General features: G+C 64.4%; 18 protein-coding genes. All 18 read left to right on the top strand.

Annotated elements, in window-relative coordinates; translation table 11 throughout:
• Positions 1–261: 261 nt before the first annotated feature.
• The 18 genes from AC3A4H_RS19430 to AC3A4H_RS19345 all read left to right on the top strand — a co-directional run bounded on the left by AC3A4H_RS19430 (position 262) and on the right by AC3A4H_RS19345 (position 16,301).
• On the top strand, positions 262–696 hold the full coding sequence (locus AC3A4H_RS19430) for a P27 family phage terminase small subunit (protein WP_487768182.1): 435 nt from the start codon (positions 262–264) through the stop codon (positions 694–696).
• Complete coding sequence (locus AC3A4H_RS19425) at positions 668–2,485, top strand: terminase large subunit (protein WP_487768181.1); 1,818 nt, start codon at positions 668–670, stop codon at positions 2,483–2,485. The genes AC3A4H_RS19430 and AC3A4H_RS19425 overlap by 29 nt, the downstream gene beginning before the upstream one ends.
• The gene (locus AC3A4H_RS19420; RefSeq protein ID WP_487768180.1) at positions 2,482–3,729 is read left to right on the top strand and encodes a phage portal protein; all 1,248 of its coding nucleotides are present in this window, start codon (positions 2,482–2,484) and stop codon (positions 3,727–3,729) included. Before AC3A4H_RS19425 ends, AC3A4H_RS19420 begins: the two co-directional genes overlap by 4 nt.
• 5 nt (positions 3,730–3,734) lie before the next feature.
• The gene (locus tag AC3A4H_RS19415) at positions 3,735–4,397 is read left to right on the top strand and encodes an HK97 family phage prohead protease (protein ID WP_487768179.1); all 663 of its coding nucleotides are present in this window, start codon (positions 3,735–3,737) and stop codon (positions 4,395–4,397) included.
• Positions 4,398–4,429: 32 nt separating this feature from the next.
• Positions 4,430–5,857 (top strand): phage major capsid protein, encoded by a 1,428-nt coding sequence (locus AC3A4H_RS19410; RefSeq protein WP_487768178.1) that lies wholly within the window; start codon positions 4,430–4,432, stop codon positions 5,855–5,857.
• Positions 5,858–5,922: 65 nt separating this feature from the next.
• Positions 5,923–6,327, top strand: a complete 405-nt coding sequence (locus AC3A4H_RS19405; RefSeq protein WP_487768177.1) for a hypothetical protein — start codon at positions 5,923–5,925, stop codon at positions 6,325–6,327.
• Entirely contained in the window at positions 6,327–6,911 is a 585-nt protein-coding gene (locus AC3A4H_RS19400) for a head-tail connector protein (RefSeq protein WP_487768176.1), read from the top strand. Before AC3A4H_RS19405 ends, AC3A4H_RS19400 begins: the two co-directional genes overlap by 1 nt.
• A complete protein-coding gene (locus tag AC3A4H_RS19395; RefSeq protein WP_487768175.1) occupies positions 6,911–7,090 on the top strand; it encodes a hypothetical protein in 180 nt (59 codons plus the stop codon). The genes AC3A4H_RS19400 and AC3A4H_RS19395 overlap by 1 nt, the downstream gene beginning before the upstream one ends.
• Positions 7,087–7,443 (top strand): phage head closure protein, encoded by a 357-nt coding sequence (locus tag AC3A4H_RS19390; RefSeq protein ID WP_487768174.1) that lies wholly within the window; start codon positions 7,087–7,089, stop codon positions 7,441–7,443. The genes AC3A4H_RS19395 and AC3A4H_RS19390 overlap by 4 nt, the downstream gene beginning before the upstream one ends.
• Entirely contained in the window at positions 7,443–7,901 is a 459-nt protein-coding gene (locus AC3A4H_RS19385) for an HK97-gp10 family putative phage morphogenesis protein (protein ID WP_487768173.1), read from the top strand. The genes AC3A4H_RS19390 and AC3A4H_RS19385 overlap by 1 nt, the downstream gene beginning before the upstream one ends.
• A 1-nt stretch (position 7,902) precedes the next feature.
• The gene (locus AC3A4H_RS19380) at positions 7,903–8,316 is read left to right on the top strand and encodes a DUF3168 domain-containing protein (protein ID WP_487768172.1); all 414 of its coding nucleotides are present in this window, start codon (positions 7,903–7,905) and stop codon (positions 8,314–8,316) included.
• A 50-nt stretch (positions 8,317–8,366) separates the two neighbouring features.
• Entirely contained in the window at positions 8,367–8,795 is a 429-nt protein-coding gene (locus AC3A4H_RS19375; protein WP_487768171.1) for a phage tail tube protein, read from the top strand.
• Between the two features lie 2 nt (positions 8,796–8,797).
• Positions 8,798–9,163 (top strand): hypothetical protein, encoded by a 366-nt coding sequence (locus tag AC3A4H_RS19370; protein ID WP_487768170.1) that lies wholly within the window; start codon positions 8,798–8,800, stop codon positions 9,161–9,163.
• Positions 9,164–9,392: 229 nt separating this feature from the next.
• Positions 9,393–11,747 (top strand): phage tail length tape measure family protein, encoded by a 2,355-nt coding sequence (locus AC3A4H_RS19365; RefSeq protein WP_487768169.1) that lies wholly within the window; start codon positions 9,393–9,395, stop codon positions 11,745–11,747.
• A gap of 5 nt (positions 11,748–11,752) precedes the next feature.
• A complete protein-coding gene (locus AC3A4H_RS19360; protein WP_487768168.1) occupies positions 11,753–12,364 on the top strand; it encodes a hypothetical protein in 612 nt (203 codons plus the stop codon).
• The gene (locus AC3A4H_RS19355) at positions 12,364–12,933 is read left to right on the top strand and encodes a hypothetical protein (protein WP_487768167.1); all 570 of its coding nucleotides are present in this window, start codon (positions 12,364–12,366) and stop codon (positions 12,931–12,933) included. Before AC3A4H_RS19360 ends, AC3A4H_RS19355 begins: the two co-directional genes overlap by 1 nt.
• Complete coding sequence (locus tag AC3A4H_RS19350) at positions 12,902–13,336, top strand: DUF6950 family protein (RefSeq protein ID WP_487768166.1); 435 nt, start codon at positions 12,902–12,904, stop codon at positions 13,334–13,336. The genes AC3A4H_RS19355 and AC3A4H_RS19350 overlap by 32 nt, the downstream gene beginning before the upstream one ends.
• 4 nt (positions 13,337–13,340) lie before the next feature.
• Positions 13,341–16,301: a phage tail protein gene (locus tag AC3A4H_RS19345; protein ID WP_487768165.1), complete on the top strand. Its 2,961-nt coding sequence runs from the start codon at positions 13,341–13,343 to the stop codon at positions 16,299–16,301.
• Positions 16,302–16,317: the final 16 nt, after the last annotated feature.

Genomic DNA, 16,317 nt, shown 5'->3' with positions numbered 1-16,317 from the left:
GACATCGAGCATCCGCATAGGGGTGCGCGTGCCCCGCATGTTCGGGCTCCGCATGTGGATTGCCACCTGTCTATTCGAGCTCGCCGGATTGGCGACTGGTTTTCGAAGGCGACGCGGACGACTTGGCCTCGACCCGGTGACCCCAGGGGGTGGGCGAAACGCTGGAGCCGATCGCTTCGGTGACCCGCGCCCCCCCTCCGTTTGCACCGAGACCAATTTCAAACACAAAAGTTGAGGCATCCCCTACGGGGATGAGGCGTCATGAATGTAATCGAGGGCACCGGCGCCGTCGTCGTCGAGCCCGATTGGGAGTCGCTGTTCTCCGATGTTCTGGAGATCGCAGCCGCCCGGGAGCACTGGCGCATCATCACGACCGAACTGAAGGACCGGCAGCTGCTGGCGGCGGCCAACGGCCATTCGGTCCAGCGCCTGGTCTGCGCCTACCTGATGTTCGATCGCATGTACCGGGAGGTCGCCGAGAACGGCGTCGTCTCCAAGCCGCGCCGCGGCAACACCAAGGCCATCGCGCGGGTGAGCCCCTATTTCACGGCGATGCGCGAAGCCGGCTCCGATGCGGCCGCGCTCGAGGCCGAGCTTGGCATTTCGCCGCGCCGTCGCGGATCGGTGACCAAGGCCGAACGCAAGCAACGGCGGGAACGGGCATCTGATGCATATCTCGGCAAGGCCGGCGGCTGACGATGCTGCCACGCTTTATGCCTGCGACGTCCTCGACGGAAAAGTCGTCGCCGGCGAGTTCGTCAAGGCAGCGGCGCGGCGGCATCTGAAGGATCTCGACAGTGGCGCGGCGCGCGGCCTGTCGTTCAACGTCGACAAGGCCAAGCATCATTGTGGATTGTTCCCGGCGATCCTGACGGTTACCGAGGGCATCGCGGCCGGCAAGCCGTTCCACCTGCTGCCGTGGCACGGCTTTGCAGTCGCCTCTTTGTTCGGCTGGCAGCGCGCCGACGGACTTCGCCGCTATCGCATGGCCTGGCTGGAAACCGGCAAGGGGCAAGCCAAGTCGCCACTGATGGCCGGCATCGGCCTCGACCTGATGGGCTTTGCCGGGAAGGACCGCTCGGAAGTCTACGCCATTGCCGGCGACAAGGACCAGGCCAACGTCCTGTTCAAGGATGCGGTGGCCATGTGCCGCGCCAACCTGCCGGATCGCGAGGAAGACGAACAGGAATCGCTGGAGTCGAACGGTACGGTTGTCATTCGCGGTACCGGCGATAACGCTTGGAAGATCGAGCATCCGGCAACGTCTTCCAAGTTCCAGTCCATGGCCTCGGTGGATTCGATCTCTGGCCCTCGTCCCTATGGCGTGCTGGCCGACGAGATCCACGAGTTCAAGACGGCCTATGCGCTGCAGATCTGGAAGGCGGCCATCGATAAGATGAGCGGTGACCCGCTGATGATCTTGGGCACCAACACGCCGGCCACGAACCAAATCGTCGGGACCGAGTATTCCGAGCTGTTCCAGAAGGTAGTCACCGGCCAGGCCGAAGACGACAGCCTGTTCGCCTTCATTGCCCGTGTCGATGAGAAGGATCGCGAGACCGTCTTCGACAACGAGGCATGCTGGGCCAAGGCGCTGCCGGCGCTCGGTGTCACCTATCCGATCGACAACGTCAGGAAGCGCGTCACCACCGCCAAGCTGATGTTGTCCGAGGCGCTGACGACCAAGCGACTGTACTTCGGCATCCCCGGTGGAACCGAGGGCTTCTGGACAACACAGGAGGCTTGGGACAGTTGTCAGGGCGTCGTCGATGAGGACGAAATGGTCGGCTCACCGTGTTGGCTCGGGCTCGACCTGTCCAAGAAGAACGATCTGACCGCGCTGTCGGCGTGCTGGCGCAAGGACCTGAAGCTGCACGTCAAGACATGGTACTTCACGACCAAGGCCGGCATTCATGACCGCAGCCGAGCCGACAACGCGCCCTATGCCGAATGGGCTGAAAGAGACCTGATCGAGGCCGTTCCGGGCGCCACCATCGATTACGAGTTCGTCGCGGCCAAGGTCAAAGCGCTGGTCGACCGGCACGACGTGCAGTTCCTCGCCTTCGACGCGGCAAAGATCGGTGACTTTATCGACGCCTGCAGCCGGATCGAGTTCGACGTATGGAAGTTCGAGGGGCCGGATGCGCCGGCCGGAACAGGCCTGAAGCTGGTAAGTCATGGCCAGGGCACGCGCATCGTCTTTGTCGAGCGGGCCCTGTGCATGCCGAAATCCATCGAACGGCTCGAGGACGCAATTCTCGACGGCGTCATCACCATCGACACCAGCCCGGTGACGACGATGTGCGCGGCCAACGCGATCATCGTGAGCGACCCGATGAACAACCGCGCCTTCGACAAGAAGCGCAGCCGCGGTCGCATCGACGGCATGGTCTCCATCGCGGAGGCGGTCGGGGCGGCGCATAACGAATTCAGTGGGGACGCCGGTATGGACGACTATTTCAAACATCTGGCGGCCGCCGAATGAAGCTCCTTCGCACCATGGCCCTCAAGGCCGCCACTGCTGTTGTCCGCAATCTCTCCATTCGCGAACCGGACGGATGGTATTCGGACGGCATGCGCGGCGATGCCGGTGAGATCGTCACCAGCGAATCCGTGCTCGGCCTGTCGGCGGTGTGGGCGTGCGTGAACCTCTTGTCGGGCACCATCGCCAGCCTGCCCCTGATGGTCTACCGCCGCGACCGCCATGGCGAACGGGTCGAGGCGCGTGACCATCCGCTCTACCGCGTGCTGCACGACAGCCCGAACTATGACCAGACGGCGGTGGACTTCTGGGAATTCGTCTGTGCGTCTCTGGAACTGTGGGGCAATGCCTATGCCCGTGTCGACCGCTCGGCCGGCCAGCTGCTGGGCCTGCATCCGATCAACCCGAGCATGATGTCGGTACGGCGACTGACCAATGGCGATCTTGAGTATCGCTGGTCGCAGGACGGCAAGACCCATGTCGAGACCGACAAGGCCGTGCTGCACATCCGTGGCTTCGGCGGCAATCCGCTCGGCGGCATGTCGACGCTGCATTTCGGCCGCAACACCTTCAGCCTCGCCCGTGCGATCGACCGTTCTGCCGGGGGCATGTTCAAGAACGGGCTGCGCCCTTCCGTGCAGCTGGTGTTCGAAAAGTGGTTGACGCCGGAACAGCGCGCGCTCGCCCATGATGAACTGGCCAAGAAGTATCTTGGCGCGGTGAACGCCGGCAGGCCGTACATCTCCGAGGGCGGGGCCAAGATCGAAGCGATCTCGATCAAGCCCGAGGATGCCCAGATGCTGCAATCGCGCGGCTTCTCGGTGGAAGAAATCTGCCGCTTCTTCGGGGTGCCGCCGTTCATGATCGGCCACACCGAGAAGTCGACCAGCTGGGGCACCGGCCTTGAGCAGCAGACGCTCGGCTTCCAGAAGTTCACGCTGCGCCGTCGCCTCAAGCGCATCGAACAGGCCTGCGAAAAGCAGCTGCTCACGGCTGCTGACCGGGCCAATGGCGTCACCATCGAGTTCAATCTTGAAGGCCTGCTGCGCGCAGACAGTGCCGGCCGCGCGCGCTTCTATCAGCAGATGACGCAGATCGGCGCCATGACCATCAACGAGGTGCGGGCGCTGGAAAACCTGCCGCCGGTTGAAGGCGGCGACGTGCCGCGCATGCAGATGCAGAACGTGCCGATCACAGAAATCGACCGCGAAGCGATCCGACAGATCATCGCTGAAGAACGGGGATAGAGATCATGAAAACCAAGGATTTTGCCCTGCACGTCAAGGATGTGTCGGACGAAGGAACCTTCGTCGGCTACGGCTCCATCTTCGGCAATGCCGACAGCTACGGCGAGATCGTGGAGCCGGGCGCGTTTCTCAAGAGCCTGTCGCGCCATACGAAGGAAAAGAGCAAGCCGCTGATGCTGTGGCAACACAACCCGAATGAGCCCATCGGGGTCTGGGACGATTTGACCGAAGATGCCAAGGGGCTGAAGGGGACCGGCCGGCTGGTGCTGGAGACGACGCGCGGCCGGGAGGTCTACGCGCTGCTGAAGGCCGGCGCGGTTCGCGGCCTGTCGATCGGCTACCGCGAGATCAAGGCCGAACCGGACGGCAATCTTCGCCGCCTGAAGGAACTGGACCTGATGGAGATAAGCGTCGTGTCGTTTCCGGCCAACCGCCGCGCGAGCGTCGCCGCCGTCAAATCTGAACGTATGGATGAGTTCGCCCGCCGGCTGCGCGATGGCGATCCCATGCCGATCAAGGAATTCGAGGACATCTTGCGCGAGGCAGGCGTCCCGAAAAGCATGGCCGTGCAGATCGCCTCTGTCGGTTATGCCAAGGCCATTCGGAGCGAGTCCGAGGGCGATCAGGCGAATGATGCGGTCGCGTTGCTGAAGGCATTGCGCGGCTAATCCTCCCCTCATTGTCCAGAAAGGACATTGCCATGAAGACGAATATCGCCACGATGCTGGCGGTAGCGGTGATCGCTGCCATCGGCGTGTTCACAGCCGGCGGCGCCTATGCTGCTGTCGGAGCCATCGATCCATCCGCACTCGCCGGGCTCGCGCCACTCGCCGCCGTCGGCGCGGGCGGCATCGCGCGGCTGGCCGCCTCGACCATCGGCCCGCGCATCTTCTTCGCGCCTCCCGACGATACCGGAACCAAGTCGGCGGCGGAGCTTGCCGCCGAGATCAAGGCTGAGCATCAGCGTTCGGTCGATGCCGTCAAGGCAATTGCCGAGGACGCGCTCGGCAAGGCCAAGTCCGGCGAGGAGCTTTCGAAGTCGCTGAAGGAGCAGGCCGACGAGGCGCTGATCAAGATGAACGGCCTGACCGAGCAGCTTGCCGAAATGGGGCAGAAGCTCGCTCGTGTCGACCTGGGAGGTCGCGAAGGCAGCAAGTCGTTCGGCCAGCAGTTCATCGAATGCGCTGAGCTGAAGGCGCTTTCCGACTCGCCCCGCAGCGGCGCCAGCGCCAGCATGCCGATCAAGGCCGACATTACCACGGCCGCGACCGGTGACGGTGGCGCGGGCGCGGGTATCGCCCCGAACCGCCTGGCCGGGGTGCTGGAATTGCCGCAGCGTCGCCTGACCATCCGCGACCTGCTGACGCCGGGCAACACCGACAGCCCGCTGATCCAGTATGTGCAGGAGACCGGCTTCAACAATGCGGCCGCGCCTGTGGCGGAAGGCGGCCTCAAGCCGCAGTCGGACCTGAAGCTCACCGACAAGGACGTGTCGACGAAGGTGATCGCGCACTGGTTCCGCGCCTCCAAGCAGATCCTGTCGGACTTCGCGCAGATCCGCTCGATGATCGACGGACGCCTGCTCTACGGCCTGGCACTGGTCGAGGAAGCTCAGCTGCTGAACGGTGACGGCACCGGCGAGAACCTGCACGGCATCATCCCGCAGGCGACCGCCTACGCCTTCCCGACCGGCTACACCGCGCCGACGCCGGTCACCGGCATCGACACGCTGCGCATCGCCCAGCTTCAGGCGGCGCTTGCCGAATATCCGGCCACCGGTCACGTGCTCAACCCGATCGACTGGGCGTCCTTTGAGACGCTGAAGGACAAGGAAGGCCGCTACATCATCGGCAATCCCCAAGGCACGACCCAGCCGACGCTTTGGGGCCTGCCGGTGGTGTCCACCCAGGCCATCGTGGTCGGCAAGTTCCTCACCGGCGCGTTCCGCCTCGGCGCCCAGATCTTCGACCAGTGGGCGAGCCGGATCGAGGTCGGCTTCCAGAACGACGACTTCGTCAGGAACAAGGTGACGATCCTCGCCGAAGAACGCCTGGCGCTGGCGGTCTACCGTCCCGAGGCCTTCATCTACGGAAACGTGCAGCCGGCGGCCGAAGCCCCCGGCGATTGATCGTTCCGCCCATTACGAGGGGTGGCGATCACGCCGCCCCTCCCATGAACCAAGAGAGGCTTGCCATGAAATATGACGTTCTGCGCCGGCACATCGGCGACAAGCTCTACGAAGAAGGTGATCAGCGCGAGGCAGAGGAGCGCGACGTTGCGCATCTGGTGAAAAATGGGGTGCTGCGCGCGACGGCCGGAGAGGCCGCCACTCTCCGGGACGATGGTCCAACCGTGGCCGCGTATGTGGCGGCTGGGTATCTGGCCAAGAATTATCCGCCGCAGGGCTATGCCGCGCGCAGCACGCCCGAGGAGATCGCCCAGGCGGTGGCCGTCCAGGAGGCGGAAGCCAAGGAGAAACTGGAGCGGGAAGCCACGGCAGATCGGCAGAAGGCCGAAGACGCTCTCGCCAACAAGGTCGACGAGGCTCATGCCAATAAGGCCGAGAAAGCCGCGCCGAAAAACAAGAGCGCCGGCTGATGCTCGCACCCGTCCGCGTCACCGCCCCGGCCCTTTTGCCCGTCTCACTTGACGAGGCCAAGGCGCATCTGCGCGTCGATTACGACGATGATGATGCCCTGATCGAAGCTTATCTGGCGGCGGCGGTTGACCACCTCGACGGCTGGACCGGCATTCTCGGCCGCTGCCTGGTCGAGCAGGAGTGGCGGCAGGATTTCGAGGTGTTCGCGCGATGCCTGCCACTGCCACTCGGCCCGGTGATCTCGATCACGGCCGTATCCCATATCGACGAGGCCGGCGAGGCTGTGACGGTCGAGGTCGACGACTATGCGCTCAAAGTCGATGCTGGCGGCCGGGCGCGCGTCGAGCTCGCCGGCGGTGTCTCTATCTCCGGCTCGGTCAGCATCGCCTATAAGGCCGGCTATCGGAACGCGACCGGCGATGAATCGACAAGCACAGTGCCGCCGGCGATCAAGGCCGCCATCATGCTCATGGTCAGCAACTGGTATCAGAACAGTGCCGCGGTCAATGTTGGCAACATGGTCAACGAAATGCCGTTCGGCGTGGCTGCACTGATCGGCCCTTATCGAAGGCCCGGCGTCTGATGTGGGTTCGCTTCACCGATGTCTTCAGGTGGTCGCCACCGGAAGCGAATCGCGCCTGGTCGCAGACGATCCAGCCACCCGTCCAAAATGTCACGCGCGCCTGCGCTGCAGCCGCGATTGCGGCCGGCAAGGCTGAGAAGGTGACGCGGCCGCGCAAGCAGAAGGAGACGCAGGCATGATGCGCGGGGCCGGGATGCTGCGCGAGCGCATCCATTGCCAGGTGAAGGGGCCGGCGACCGACGAGCTCGGCAACCCGGTACCAGGCGGGGATAGCTGGACGACGCAGTTCTCTGTGCGGGCCGGGTTTCAGCCGCGCAACGGCGGCGAGGCTGTCGTTGCCGGCCGGTTGCAGGGCGTGCAGCCCTACATCGTGACGGTGCGCCAGAGCAGCGAGACCCGCCGGATCACCACCGGGTGGCGCCTGGTCGATGCCCGCAACGAGACGCGGATCTTCAACGTGCGCACCGTTGCCGATCCTGACGGCAAGCGCCAGTGGCTGGAAATGTTGGTCGAGCACGGCGTGGCGAGCTGATGGCGATCAAGGCAAAGTTCATGGGCCGGGAGGCCTTGACCAAGCGGCTGCGCCAGCTCGTGCCGGAGATCGAGCAGATGACCGCAGCCGCCCAGCTCGAGGCGGCCGAAGATCTAGCTGCCGCGATCGAGGCGCGCGCACCGATCGGAGAGGGCGACGACGCGGGTGACTATCGCGCCAGCATCAAGGGCGGGCGCATCGCCGATAATCCAGGCAAGGCCGTCATCGGCGTCAGCTCGACGAAGGATCCGAACGCGACCGGCGTGTTCGCCGACTTCAAATGGCGGTGGCTGGAGTTCGGCACGGCCGAGCGCACCGTCAAGAAGACCGGCAAGTCGTCTGGCCGCATGCCGGCGCAGCCGCACATCTTTCCGACCTATCGGGCGAAGAAGAAGGCGATCCGCCGCAAGGTGGCGAGCGCGATCAACCGTGCCGTCCGCCAGACGAAAGGCAAGTAGCATGGCCGCACCACAGAGAGAGCTCGTGCTGTTTGCGCGCGACCGGCTGCTGAAGGCTGTCAACGTCTCGGCGCTGATCGGCAACCGGGTGTGGTATCGCGCGCCAGAGGGCGCGGCGTTCCCGCACATCGCCAACTTCGACACCTTCGGCGTGCGTGATGACGCCAGCTGCATCAGCGGCGAAGAGGTCTCGCTGAACGTGCATGTCTGGACACGTGACGGCCTCGACCCGCTGCAGGACGCCCGCGCCATTGCGCATGAGGTCGCCGTTGCCCTGCATGATTTTCCGCTGCCGTTGTCGTCGAACCAGCTGGTGACGCTGGAGCACCGCGGCACCCGCGTCTTCTATGACCCAGACGGACTGACAGGTCACGCGGTGGTCGAGTTCCGGGCAATCGTGCAGACGAACGCCTGACCAGCCGTCTCGCCCTTCGGCAAGGCATCTCATCCTTGAAAGGAACCACCATGTCACAGCAGAAAGGCAGGCTGCTGCTCATCCGCATCGGCGATGGGCAGACGCCGACCGAGGCCTTCGCCAATCTCTGCGGTCTCAAAACCCGCAGCTTCAACATGTCGGCGAACGAGGTCGATACGACCATTCCCGACTGCAACAATCCGGGCGGCCCCGTGCAGAAGACGTCGGAACCGGGCATCAGCAGCCGCACCTTCAGCGGTTCGGGCAAATTCGTCAGCGGCGCCACACAGAAGATTCTCATGGATCACGTGCGCGCCACCACCGTGTTCAACGCGCAGGTCGTTGTGCCTGGCGACGGCGAATATGAAGGTCCGTGGATGGTCTCGAATTTCGAGCTGTCCGGCGAAGACGAGGGCACGATGGACTTCTCGGCCACCTTTTCCGCCGCTGGCCCGCTCGAATTTACCGCGGAAGAGTGATCATGGAGCATTCCGTCAATGGCGCGCGGGGCGAAGTCGCCCTGCGCATCGGCTCCGTCGATCTGGTCATCGCGGCCGAGATCGGTCGGCTTGCGGCCCTCTCGACGGCGATCGAGTGCCGGTCGCTCTATGAGCTCTATGCCCGTCTGTTCGGGGTCGAGCCTGCGGCGACCGTCGCCGGCATCAAGCATCTGACCGTGAAGGGCGATGCTGCCGCCGCGTTGCGCGAGTTGAAGCTGCATCACTTCGGCGCCTGCAAGGATGCCTTCGCGGCGGCACTGGATCATCACCTCGGCGACGGCGCGGGAAAAGGCGAAGCCGCCGGCGAGGCGGCGACGACAAGCCCTTTCCCTGGCGCGACTGGCTGAAAACGGCAGTCGGGCCTCTCGGCTGGCCCCCGGCGGTCTTCTGGTCGGCGACGATTACCGAGTTCTTCGCAGCGTGCGACATGTTCAACGAAATGCATGGCGGCGAGCAGAAGCCCGATGCTCCGACCGAGGATGAGATGGCGAAGCTGTTGGAGAGATACGGGTGAGGCGGCCGCATCTTACGCGTCGCTATGCAGCTTTGCCACGAATCCCCCTTTAGGTATCCAAAATGTCAAAAGACCTTGAAGAGCTTGTCCTCTCCATCTCCGCCGACAATCGGCAGATGCTGCGCGCGCTCAGGAAACTGGAGGGCGATACCAGCAAGTCGACGCGCGAGATCGAGCGGCGCTTCCATGATATGGGGCGACGGATAGACGGCTCCATGTCGGGCGTGGGAAAGGCCGTATTCCGTGATTTCGAAATGCGGGCGCAGGTGCTTTCCGGCCGGCTGGGACCGCTCGGCACCGGGATCTCGGCGCTCGGGCCTGCGGGTCTCACCGCCGCCGCCGGCATTGGGGCGCTGGTCCTCGGGCTCGGAGCCGGCATTTCTTCTGCTGCCGAGGCTGACCGCATTTTCCGGCGCTTGGACGCCGTATTGAAAGCCGCCGGCGGTGCGGCCGGCTTGACGGCCACTCAGATCAATCAGTTTGCCGGCGAGCTGCAGCATTCCACCGGCATTGCCGTCAACGAGATCAACGCCGCCGCGGCAGCGCTTGCTACCTACACCAATATTTCCGGCGAGAGATTCAAGGGCGTCATCAAGCTTTCGTCCGACATGGTGGCCGTCTACGGCGGCAATCTGCGTGAATGGGCTGACAAGATCGCCCGTGCCATCGATGATCCTATCCAGGGCTTTGCCGCCCTCAAGCGGGCCGGCTTCCAGTTGACCGACGCTCAGCTCGACCTGGTCGAGGGCATGCGCAAGGTCGGCGACGTCGCCGGATACCAGTCGGAGATGATCAAGATCCTGTCCGACAGCCTGGGCGGTACAGCCGGCGAGCAGGGCAAGGGCTTGGCCGGCTCTTTCACCCGCGCAAAGGACGCGGCGGTTCGGTTTCTTGAGGAGATGGCTAGGTGGAAGCTCATCCAAGGACCGGTCGAGGGAGCGATCAATTCGATTGCAGACGGCTTAGAGAATCTCGCCGATAGGGCGGAGCGCATGCGCAAAATCGAGATCGACGTCGGCATCAACGTGGTCGATCTGAACCGGCAGATCGTCGCCATCGAAGACAGGATTGCGAACATCCGAGCGGGCAAGGAAGGCGCTATTTCGCAAAATGCAACAGGCCTGATCGCGGGACTTGAAGCCAAGAAAGCCAAACTCGAGAGGGACATGGAGGCCTTGATCGAGCGCGGACACAAGGAGGTTGCCGAACTCGCCAAGGTCCAGACCGGCGAACGCCTGGCGCAGTGGGGCGCTGCCACCGACCTGATCAAGGACAATGCCAAGGCAGCCGAGGAGGCCGGCAAGGCGTATCTGACGGCACAGGAAAAGCTTTCCATCCTCGGGACGACGTACGACGACACCAAGGGCAAGATCGAGAAAGCCCGCGAACTGTGGAAGGCGAGCGCCGCCGAACTCAAGACGATGACAGACGAGGAAAGGGCCACCTATGAGGCGCGTGGCAAGGCGATCGACGAATGGGCGGCGGCCGAAGCGGATGCCTATCAGCGCCATTCCGCAGCGCTGCAAAAGCAGATCGAGAATGAGGCCAAAAGAGCCGAGTCAGCCCGCTCCAAGCGCGACGAGGTAAAGGCGCTGATTTCCGATTTGGAGCACGAGCTGTCCATCATCGGCAAATCCAGTACGGTGCAGCGCATCTCCAACGAGCTGCGCCGTGTCGGCGCCAAGGCGACGCAGGACCAGCGAGATGCAATTGAAGACCTGATCATCAAGATCGAGCGGGAGAAGGAGGCGCAGGAAGCCGCCAACAAGGCCCAGAAGGATTTTCAGGATGGCATTCAGCAGATGTCTTCGGACGCTGTCGACGCGCTCGGGCAAGTCATCTCTGGCACGGAAGACGCCGCGGACGCTTTCAAGCGGCTGGCCATCGAAATCGTCAAATCGGCCCTCACCGGCAAGGGCGCCTATGCCGACTTCTTTGCCGCGCTGGCCAATGGTGGCGGAAGCGGCTTTCTGGGTTCGTTGTTTGGCGGCCTTTTCGGCGGTGGTGGGAACTACTTCCCGCCGGCACCGGCTGCGCCGCTGCCGTTTCTGGCCAAGGGCACCAACAACCACAAGGGAGGGCTGGCCATCGTCGGCGAGGAAGGTCCCGAGTTGGTCGACCTGCCGCGCGGTTCCCAGGTCATCCCCAACAGCCGAATTGCGGACATGCTTGGCAGTGTGCCGGAGGTGATCCTGCCGCAGGCGCCGGGGCTGTTGGCTCAATCGCCTGGTGGCACCAGGCAGGACATCCATGTCACGGTCGGCTGGTCACGCTCGGCGGACGGCAACCTGAAGCCGTTCATCGAGGAAGTGTCGCAGAACAACGTCAAGGCCGGGCTGGCCCAGTATGACAAGGGCTCGGCCTATCGCGCGGCGCGTGATCTCAGAGAGGTCAACCGCCGCGGCTACGGAGCGTAGTTGCCATGATCGACCTCATTGCCACGGTGCGCTTCCTCGCGTCCTATCCGCAGCTGCAGCGCGCCGTCAGCATGTCGCGCTACGGCAACCGGGCGACGTCATTCATGGAAAAGGGAGACCCGTTCTGGACGGTCGACATGCAGACCGTGCCGATGCGCGCCGACGAAGCCTTGCGGCTGCAGGCGTTTGTCAGCTCGGCGCGCGACGGCATGGAGACGATCGTCTATAGGCCGACACATATGTGTCTGCCGCAGGCCTATTGGGGCAAACCCGACCACCCGCACATTGCCGCCACCGGCGTGCTTGGCCTGGTGACGGACGGAGCCAAGGTCAGGCTCGACAATGTGTCGCCCGGGTTGACGCTGACCACCGGCGACCTGATTTCCTTCCGCAGCGGCGACCACCGGCAGATGACGCAGGTTCTGGTCGGCGCGACAGCGGCGGCCACAACGCTCACCCTCACCCTCGACCAGCCGATCGCCTCCTACATCGCGCCCGGTGCCGCGGTGCGGTTCAAGAACCCGGAGCTGAACACGCGGCTGGTTCCCGGGTCGTTCCAGATGGGCATGGCGCCGTTCCCGGTCGCGTCCTTCCAGCTGATCGAGGTTCCGAAGTAATGGCTTTCCCGGCGCGCCTGCAGCAGCTGCTCAACGAAGGCAGGGGCAAGATCGCCTCTGCCGTCCGCTTCGAGTTCGGCACCGGCATCTATGGCTTTTTCTCCGGCAAGGGCAGCATCGATTATGACGGGCTGACCTACAACGGCAACACGCTGATCTCGATCGACGAGCCGCCCTATGCGCTGGGCACGGCGGCGCAGCCGCTGACCATGCGGCTCCCGGCCCGCGCCGACTTCGGCCTGACGCCAGACAAGCTCCGGCTGATCGAGCAGGAGGAATACAAGGGCCGTCCGGTCACGCTCTACGATTTCTATTTCGACCCGGACACCAGCGCCTTCCTGCACGCCGAGCCGGTTTTCTACGGCTATGTCGACGTCATCGACCACCGCGAGGAAGGCGGCGAGGCGTGGCTGGAGGCGCAGATCGAGACCGGCGCCATCGACAACTTCCGGGAAGGCTACCGCTTCGCCTCGCATGAGGACCAGCAGCTGGTGTCACCGGGAGACATGTTCTTCGAGCACGCCGCGAGGCTTCGCAATGAGTTCTTCAATTACAAGTTCGAGAGTTGACGGCTGGGATCGGGCGGTCGAGGTGGTCGCCACGCGGCACCTCGCGATAGCCCCCAAATGGGGGGTGTCCGACTGCCTGATGACCGTTGGCGACGCCATCGCGGCCGTGACCGGCGGTGATCCGTTCCAGGCGTTCCGTGGCCGCTACAAGACCGAAGCCGGCGCGGCTCGCAAGATGCGCCAGAACGGCTGCAAGAACGTCCGCGACGTCTTCGAAACCTTCCTCGGCCTCGAGCCGGTCAACCGGCTGTCGGCGCGGCGCGGCGACGTCGGCGTCGTTACCATCAATGGCGAGTATGTCGCCGGCTTCGTCTGCGGCTCCGGCTTCGCGATCAAGCAGCCGCACGGGCTGTCGTTCCTGCCGGTCACCGACATCGACCAGGCTTACAAGGTAGGCGCATAGATCCATGCCATTTCTAGCACCTTTAGCCGCTGCCATCGGCGGGATGGCGGCGAGCGTTGCCGCGTGGGCCGCAGCCAGCCCCATTCTCGCCGGCATTGCGCAGGCGGCGTTCGGCCTGGCGATCAAGTATGCGCTCGGCCGCGCATTTCCGCAGAAGAGCCAGAGCCGCGCCGCCCAGCTCGAAACGCAATACGGCGCAAACATTCCGCGCTCGGTCATCCTCGGCACCTGCGCCACCGAAGGCCATCACATCTACCGCAATAATTACGGTTCCGGCGGGCGGCTGTTTCAGGACGTCTATGTCCTGTCGAACTTCCGAATCACCGGCGTGCCGCGCGTCCGCTACAACGGCAAGTGGCGCACGCTGACCCAGCAGGACGCCAACGGCTACTGGCTGGTGCCGAATGAGGGCACCAGCAACGACGACCACGACAATGTCAGGGTCAAGTTCTTCCTCGGCACCATGGATCAGGCGGCCGAGCCGACACTGGTCAACAATGCGCGGCCGAAGAGCCGCTGGACGGCCAAGCATCGCGGCGCCGGCGTTGCCTATGCCGTGGTGTTCTCGGAGCTGCGCAAGCAGGGCGACGGCCTGACCTCGCCGGCCAAGCTGCTGTTCGAGGTCAAGGGCGCACCGCTCTACGACTGGCGCAAGGATAGCTCGGTCGGCGGCAGCGGGCCGCATCGCTGGAACGACCAGTCGACCTGGGCGTACTCCGACAACCCGGTCGTCGAGCTCTACAATCTTGAACGCGGCTTCTTCAACGGCGCGCAGCGCATGGTTGGCAAGGGTGTGCGGGCCAGTCGCCTGCCGCTGGCCGAATGGACGCTGGCCGCCAACATCTGCGACGAGGCCATGCCGGACGGCTCGCGCCGCTACCGCGCGCATGCCATCGCCAAGGACGGCCCCGGCGCCAACCACGACGCCAACATCACGCCGATCCTCGAAGCGATGTGCGGCACGTGGGTCGAGCGCGTCGATGGCGAATTCCCGATTGCCGGGGCGCCGCAGGCCATCGTTGCCACCATCACCGACGATGACATCAAGGTCGGCGCGCCGCTTCGCTTCACCGAGAAGCGCAGGCGCCCCGAGCTGATCAACACCGTCGCGGCGTCCTACGTCTCGCCAGACGATTTTTACGAGATGCCGCCAGCCGCTACCCGCATCGATTCCGGTGCGCTCGCCGAAGACCGCGAGACACTGGCCAGCGCCATTCCGTTCAATGCCGTGACAGATGTGCGCCAGGTTGATCGCCTGGCCGACATCGCCATCCGCGGGGCGCGCTATCAGGCCTCGGCAGAGAACACCATCCATCCCCGCTTCCTCGACATCGTGAAGGAGGGGCGCTGGATCCGGTGGAACAGCGCCAAATATGGCGACCGCACCTACCAGGTGCTGACGCGCCAGCTCGGCGGGCACAACACCGATGGCGTGCGGGACATCACCGTGTCACTGCAGGAGATCAGCAACGGCGTCTTCGACCCGACAGCCTATGAGACGACGCCGCCGGACATCGTGGTCATCGATCCGCCGCAGTGGCTGTCGCAAGTCCAGAACTTCAAGGCCGTTCCCATTCTGGTGCAGGCCGATGGTGCCGGCAACATGGCCGGCGCGCGCCTGGTGTGGGACGCGGTCGACGACATCAGCGTGGCGGGCGTCGACATACAATACTGGCCCGCGAACGACCCGACGCAGGTGTTCACCAAGATCGTCACCGCCGACGTGTCGGTGACCTTCATCAGCGAGGGCCTGACCTCGCTCACCGACTGGTTCGTGCGCACGCGTCTGCGGGTCAGTAATGGCCGCGCCGTGGCATGGTCGGCCGCGACCCGCTTCAGGACGCTGGAAGTGGCGGCGCCGATCAATGTGCAGGTCGCCAACCTGGGCGGAGAGGTTCGCGATCTTGTCGAGCGCGGCAGCCAGCGGCTGGACGATCTGAGCCGGCAGGTCGAGTTCCTGGCCGCCAATGTCGGCTCGGCCAACATCGAGGACATCGTCGACCGGCAGGCCTTCATCAAGCAGTTCGGCCGCACCAAGGCGCTGATCGTCAAGGAAAGCGGCGAGCGGGTGAGCGCCGACGCGGCGCTGGCCTATGACATGACGCTGGTCGAGGCGCGGATCGACGATGCCGAGGGGCTGATCGCCGGGCAGGCGCTGGCGCTCAGCGAGACGCGGAGCGAGGTCACCGATCTTGGCGGCCAGGTCTCGGCGGTGTCGAGCGCGCTCACCTTCGTCTCGGCTTATGCCGAGCAGGGCAGCGCGCAAGGTCTGATGCAGTGGAAGGCCGAGGTGGGGCCAACGGGCTATGCCGTCAGCTACGCCATTCAGGGCAAGGTCAGTGCCGGCAGCGCCTGGCGCTATGGCGGCGCCTTCCTCGACGTCGGCGCGACCGGCGCGCGCTGGCGGTTCGTCGCCGACCAGATAGTCTTTGCCAATCAGCAAGGCGATGTGCTGGCGCTGTTTCAGCCGGGCACGAACTACCTCAACAACGCCTTCATCAAGGAACTGACGGCCGACAACATCAAGGCCGGCAGCATCGATTCGCCGGCGCTGGCCTTCGGCGCGGTGACCGAGCAGCGCCAGCTCTATGGCGACCGCACCTTCGACAGCAACCGCAGCTGGTCCGCGATCACCCTGGCCTCGGCGACGATCAACAACCAGGCCGCCAATCTGGTGTTCGTGTCCACCAACATCGAGATGAAACTGGCCAGGAGCAATTCGAACTCGCAGATCGGCGGGGAGATTAAGCTGCTGCGCAATGGCGAGGTGATCGAGAGCCGGCTGATCCAGCCATCCTCCAACCAGACGGGAACCTGGACGATCAGGAACAGCACGATCGACGATGGCGACGAGGCATCGGTGACCTATTCGGTCGTCATCGACGCCTTTCTCCTGATCGCGCCGGGTCAGTCGGCCTCGGCCACCTTCAAGAGCCGCTGCCGCCTGGTCTGGTGGAAGAAGTAGCCGACATGCGAAAATC

This window comes from Pseudaminobacter sp. Soil_N_29 (assembly GCF_057656055.1).
This window is presented reverse-complemented; position numbering and strand designations above follow the sequence as displayed.

What these genes read in the sequence shown, in the direction of transcription:
- AC3A4H_RS19430 (WP_487768182.1), top strand. Translation starts at nt 262, where the DNA reads ATGAATGTAATCGAGGGCACCGGCGCCGTCGTCGTCGAGCCCGATTGG.
- AC3A4H_RS19425 (WP_487768181.1), top strand. Translation starts at nt 668, where the DNA reads ATGCATATCTCGGCAAGGCCGGCGGCTGACGATGCTGCCACGCTTTAT.
- AC3A4H_RS19420 (WP_487768180.1), top strand. Translation starts at nt 2,482, where the DNA reads ATGAAGCTCCTTCGCACCATGGCCCTCAAGGCCGCCACTGCTGTTGTC.
- AC3A4H_RS19415 (WP_487768179.1), top strand. Translation starts at nt 3,735, where the DNA reads ATGAAAACCAAGGATTTTGCCCTGCACGTCAAGGATGTGTCGGACGAA.
- AC3A4H_RS19410 (WP_487768178.1), top strand. Translation starts at nt 4,430, where the DNA reads ATGAAGACGAATATCGCCACGATGCTGGCGGTAGCGGTGATCGCTGCC.
- AC3A4H_RS19405 (WP_487768177.1), top strand. Translation starts at nt 5,923, where the DNA reads ATGAAATATGACGTTCTGCGCCGGCACATCGGCGACAAGCTCTACGAA.
- AC3A4H_RS19400 (WP_487768176.1), top strand. Translation starts at nt 6,327, where the DNA reads ATGCTCGCACCCGTCCGCGTCACCGCCCCGGCCCTTTTGCCCGTCTCA.
- AC3A4H_RS19395 (WP_487768175.1), top strand. Translation starts at nt 6,911, where the DNA reads ATGTGGGTTCGCTTCACCGATGTCTTCAGGTGGTCGCCACCGGAAGCG.
- AC3A4H_RS19390 (WP_487768174.1), top strand. Translation starts at nt 7,087, where the DNA reads ATGATGCGCGGGGCCGGGATGCTGCGCGAGCGCATCCATTGCCAGGTG.
- AC3A4H_RS19385 (WP_487768173.1), top strand. Translation starts at nt 7,443, where the DNA reads ATGGCGATCAAGGCAAAGTTCATGGGCCGGGAGGCCTTGACCAAGCGG.
- AC3A4H_RS19380 (WP_487768172.1), top strand. Translation starts at nt 7,903, where the DNA reads ATGGCCGCACCACAGAGAGAGCTCGTGCTGTTTGCGCGCGACCGGCTG.
- AC3A4H_RS19375 (WP_487768171.1), top strand. Translation starts at nt 8,367, where the DNA reads ATGTCACAGCAGAAAGGCAGGCTGCTGCTCATCCGCATCGGCGATGGG.
- AC3A4H_RS19370 (WP_487768170.1), top strand. Translation starts at nt 8,798, where the DNA reads ATGGAGCATTCCGTCAATGGCGCGCGGGGCGAAGTCGCCCTGCGCATC.
- AC3A4H_RS19365 (WP_487768169.1), top strand. Translation starts at nt 9,393, where the DNA reads ATGTCAAAAGACCTTGAAGAGCTTGTCCTCTCCATCTCCGCCGACAAT.
- AC3A4H_RS19360 (WP_487768168.1), top strand. Translation starts at nt 11,753, where the DNA reads ATGATCGACCTCATTGCCACGGTGCGCTTCCTCGCGTCCTATCCGCAG.
- AC3A4H_RS19355 (WP_487768167.1), top strand. Translation starts at nt 12,364, where the DNA reads ATGGCTTTCCCGGCGCGCCTGCAGCAGCTGCTCAACGAAGGCAGGGGC.
- AC3A4H_RS19350 (WP_487768166.1), top strand. Translation starts at nt 12,902, where the DNA reads ATGAGTTCTTCAATTACAAGTTCGAGAGTTGACGGCTGGGATCGGGCG.
- AC3A4H_RS19345 (WP_487768165.1), top strand. Translation starts at nt 13,341, where the DNA reads ATGCCATTTCTAGCACCTTTAGCCGCTGCCATCGGCGGGATGGCGGCG.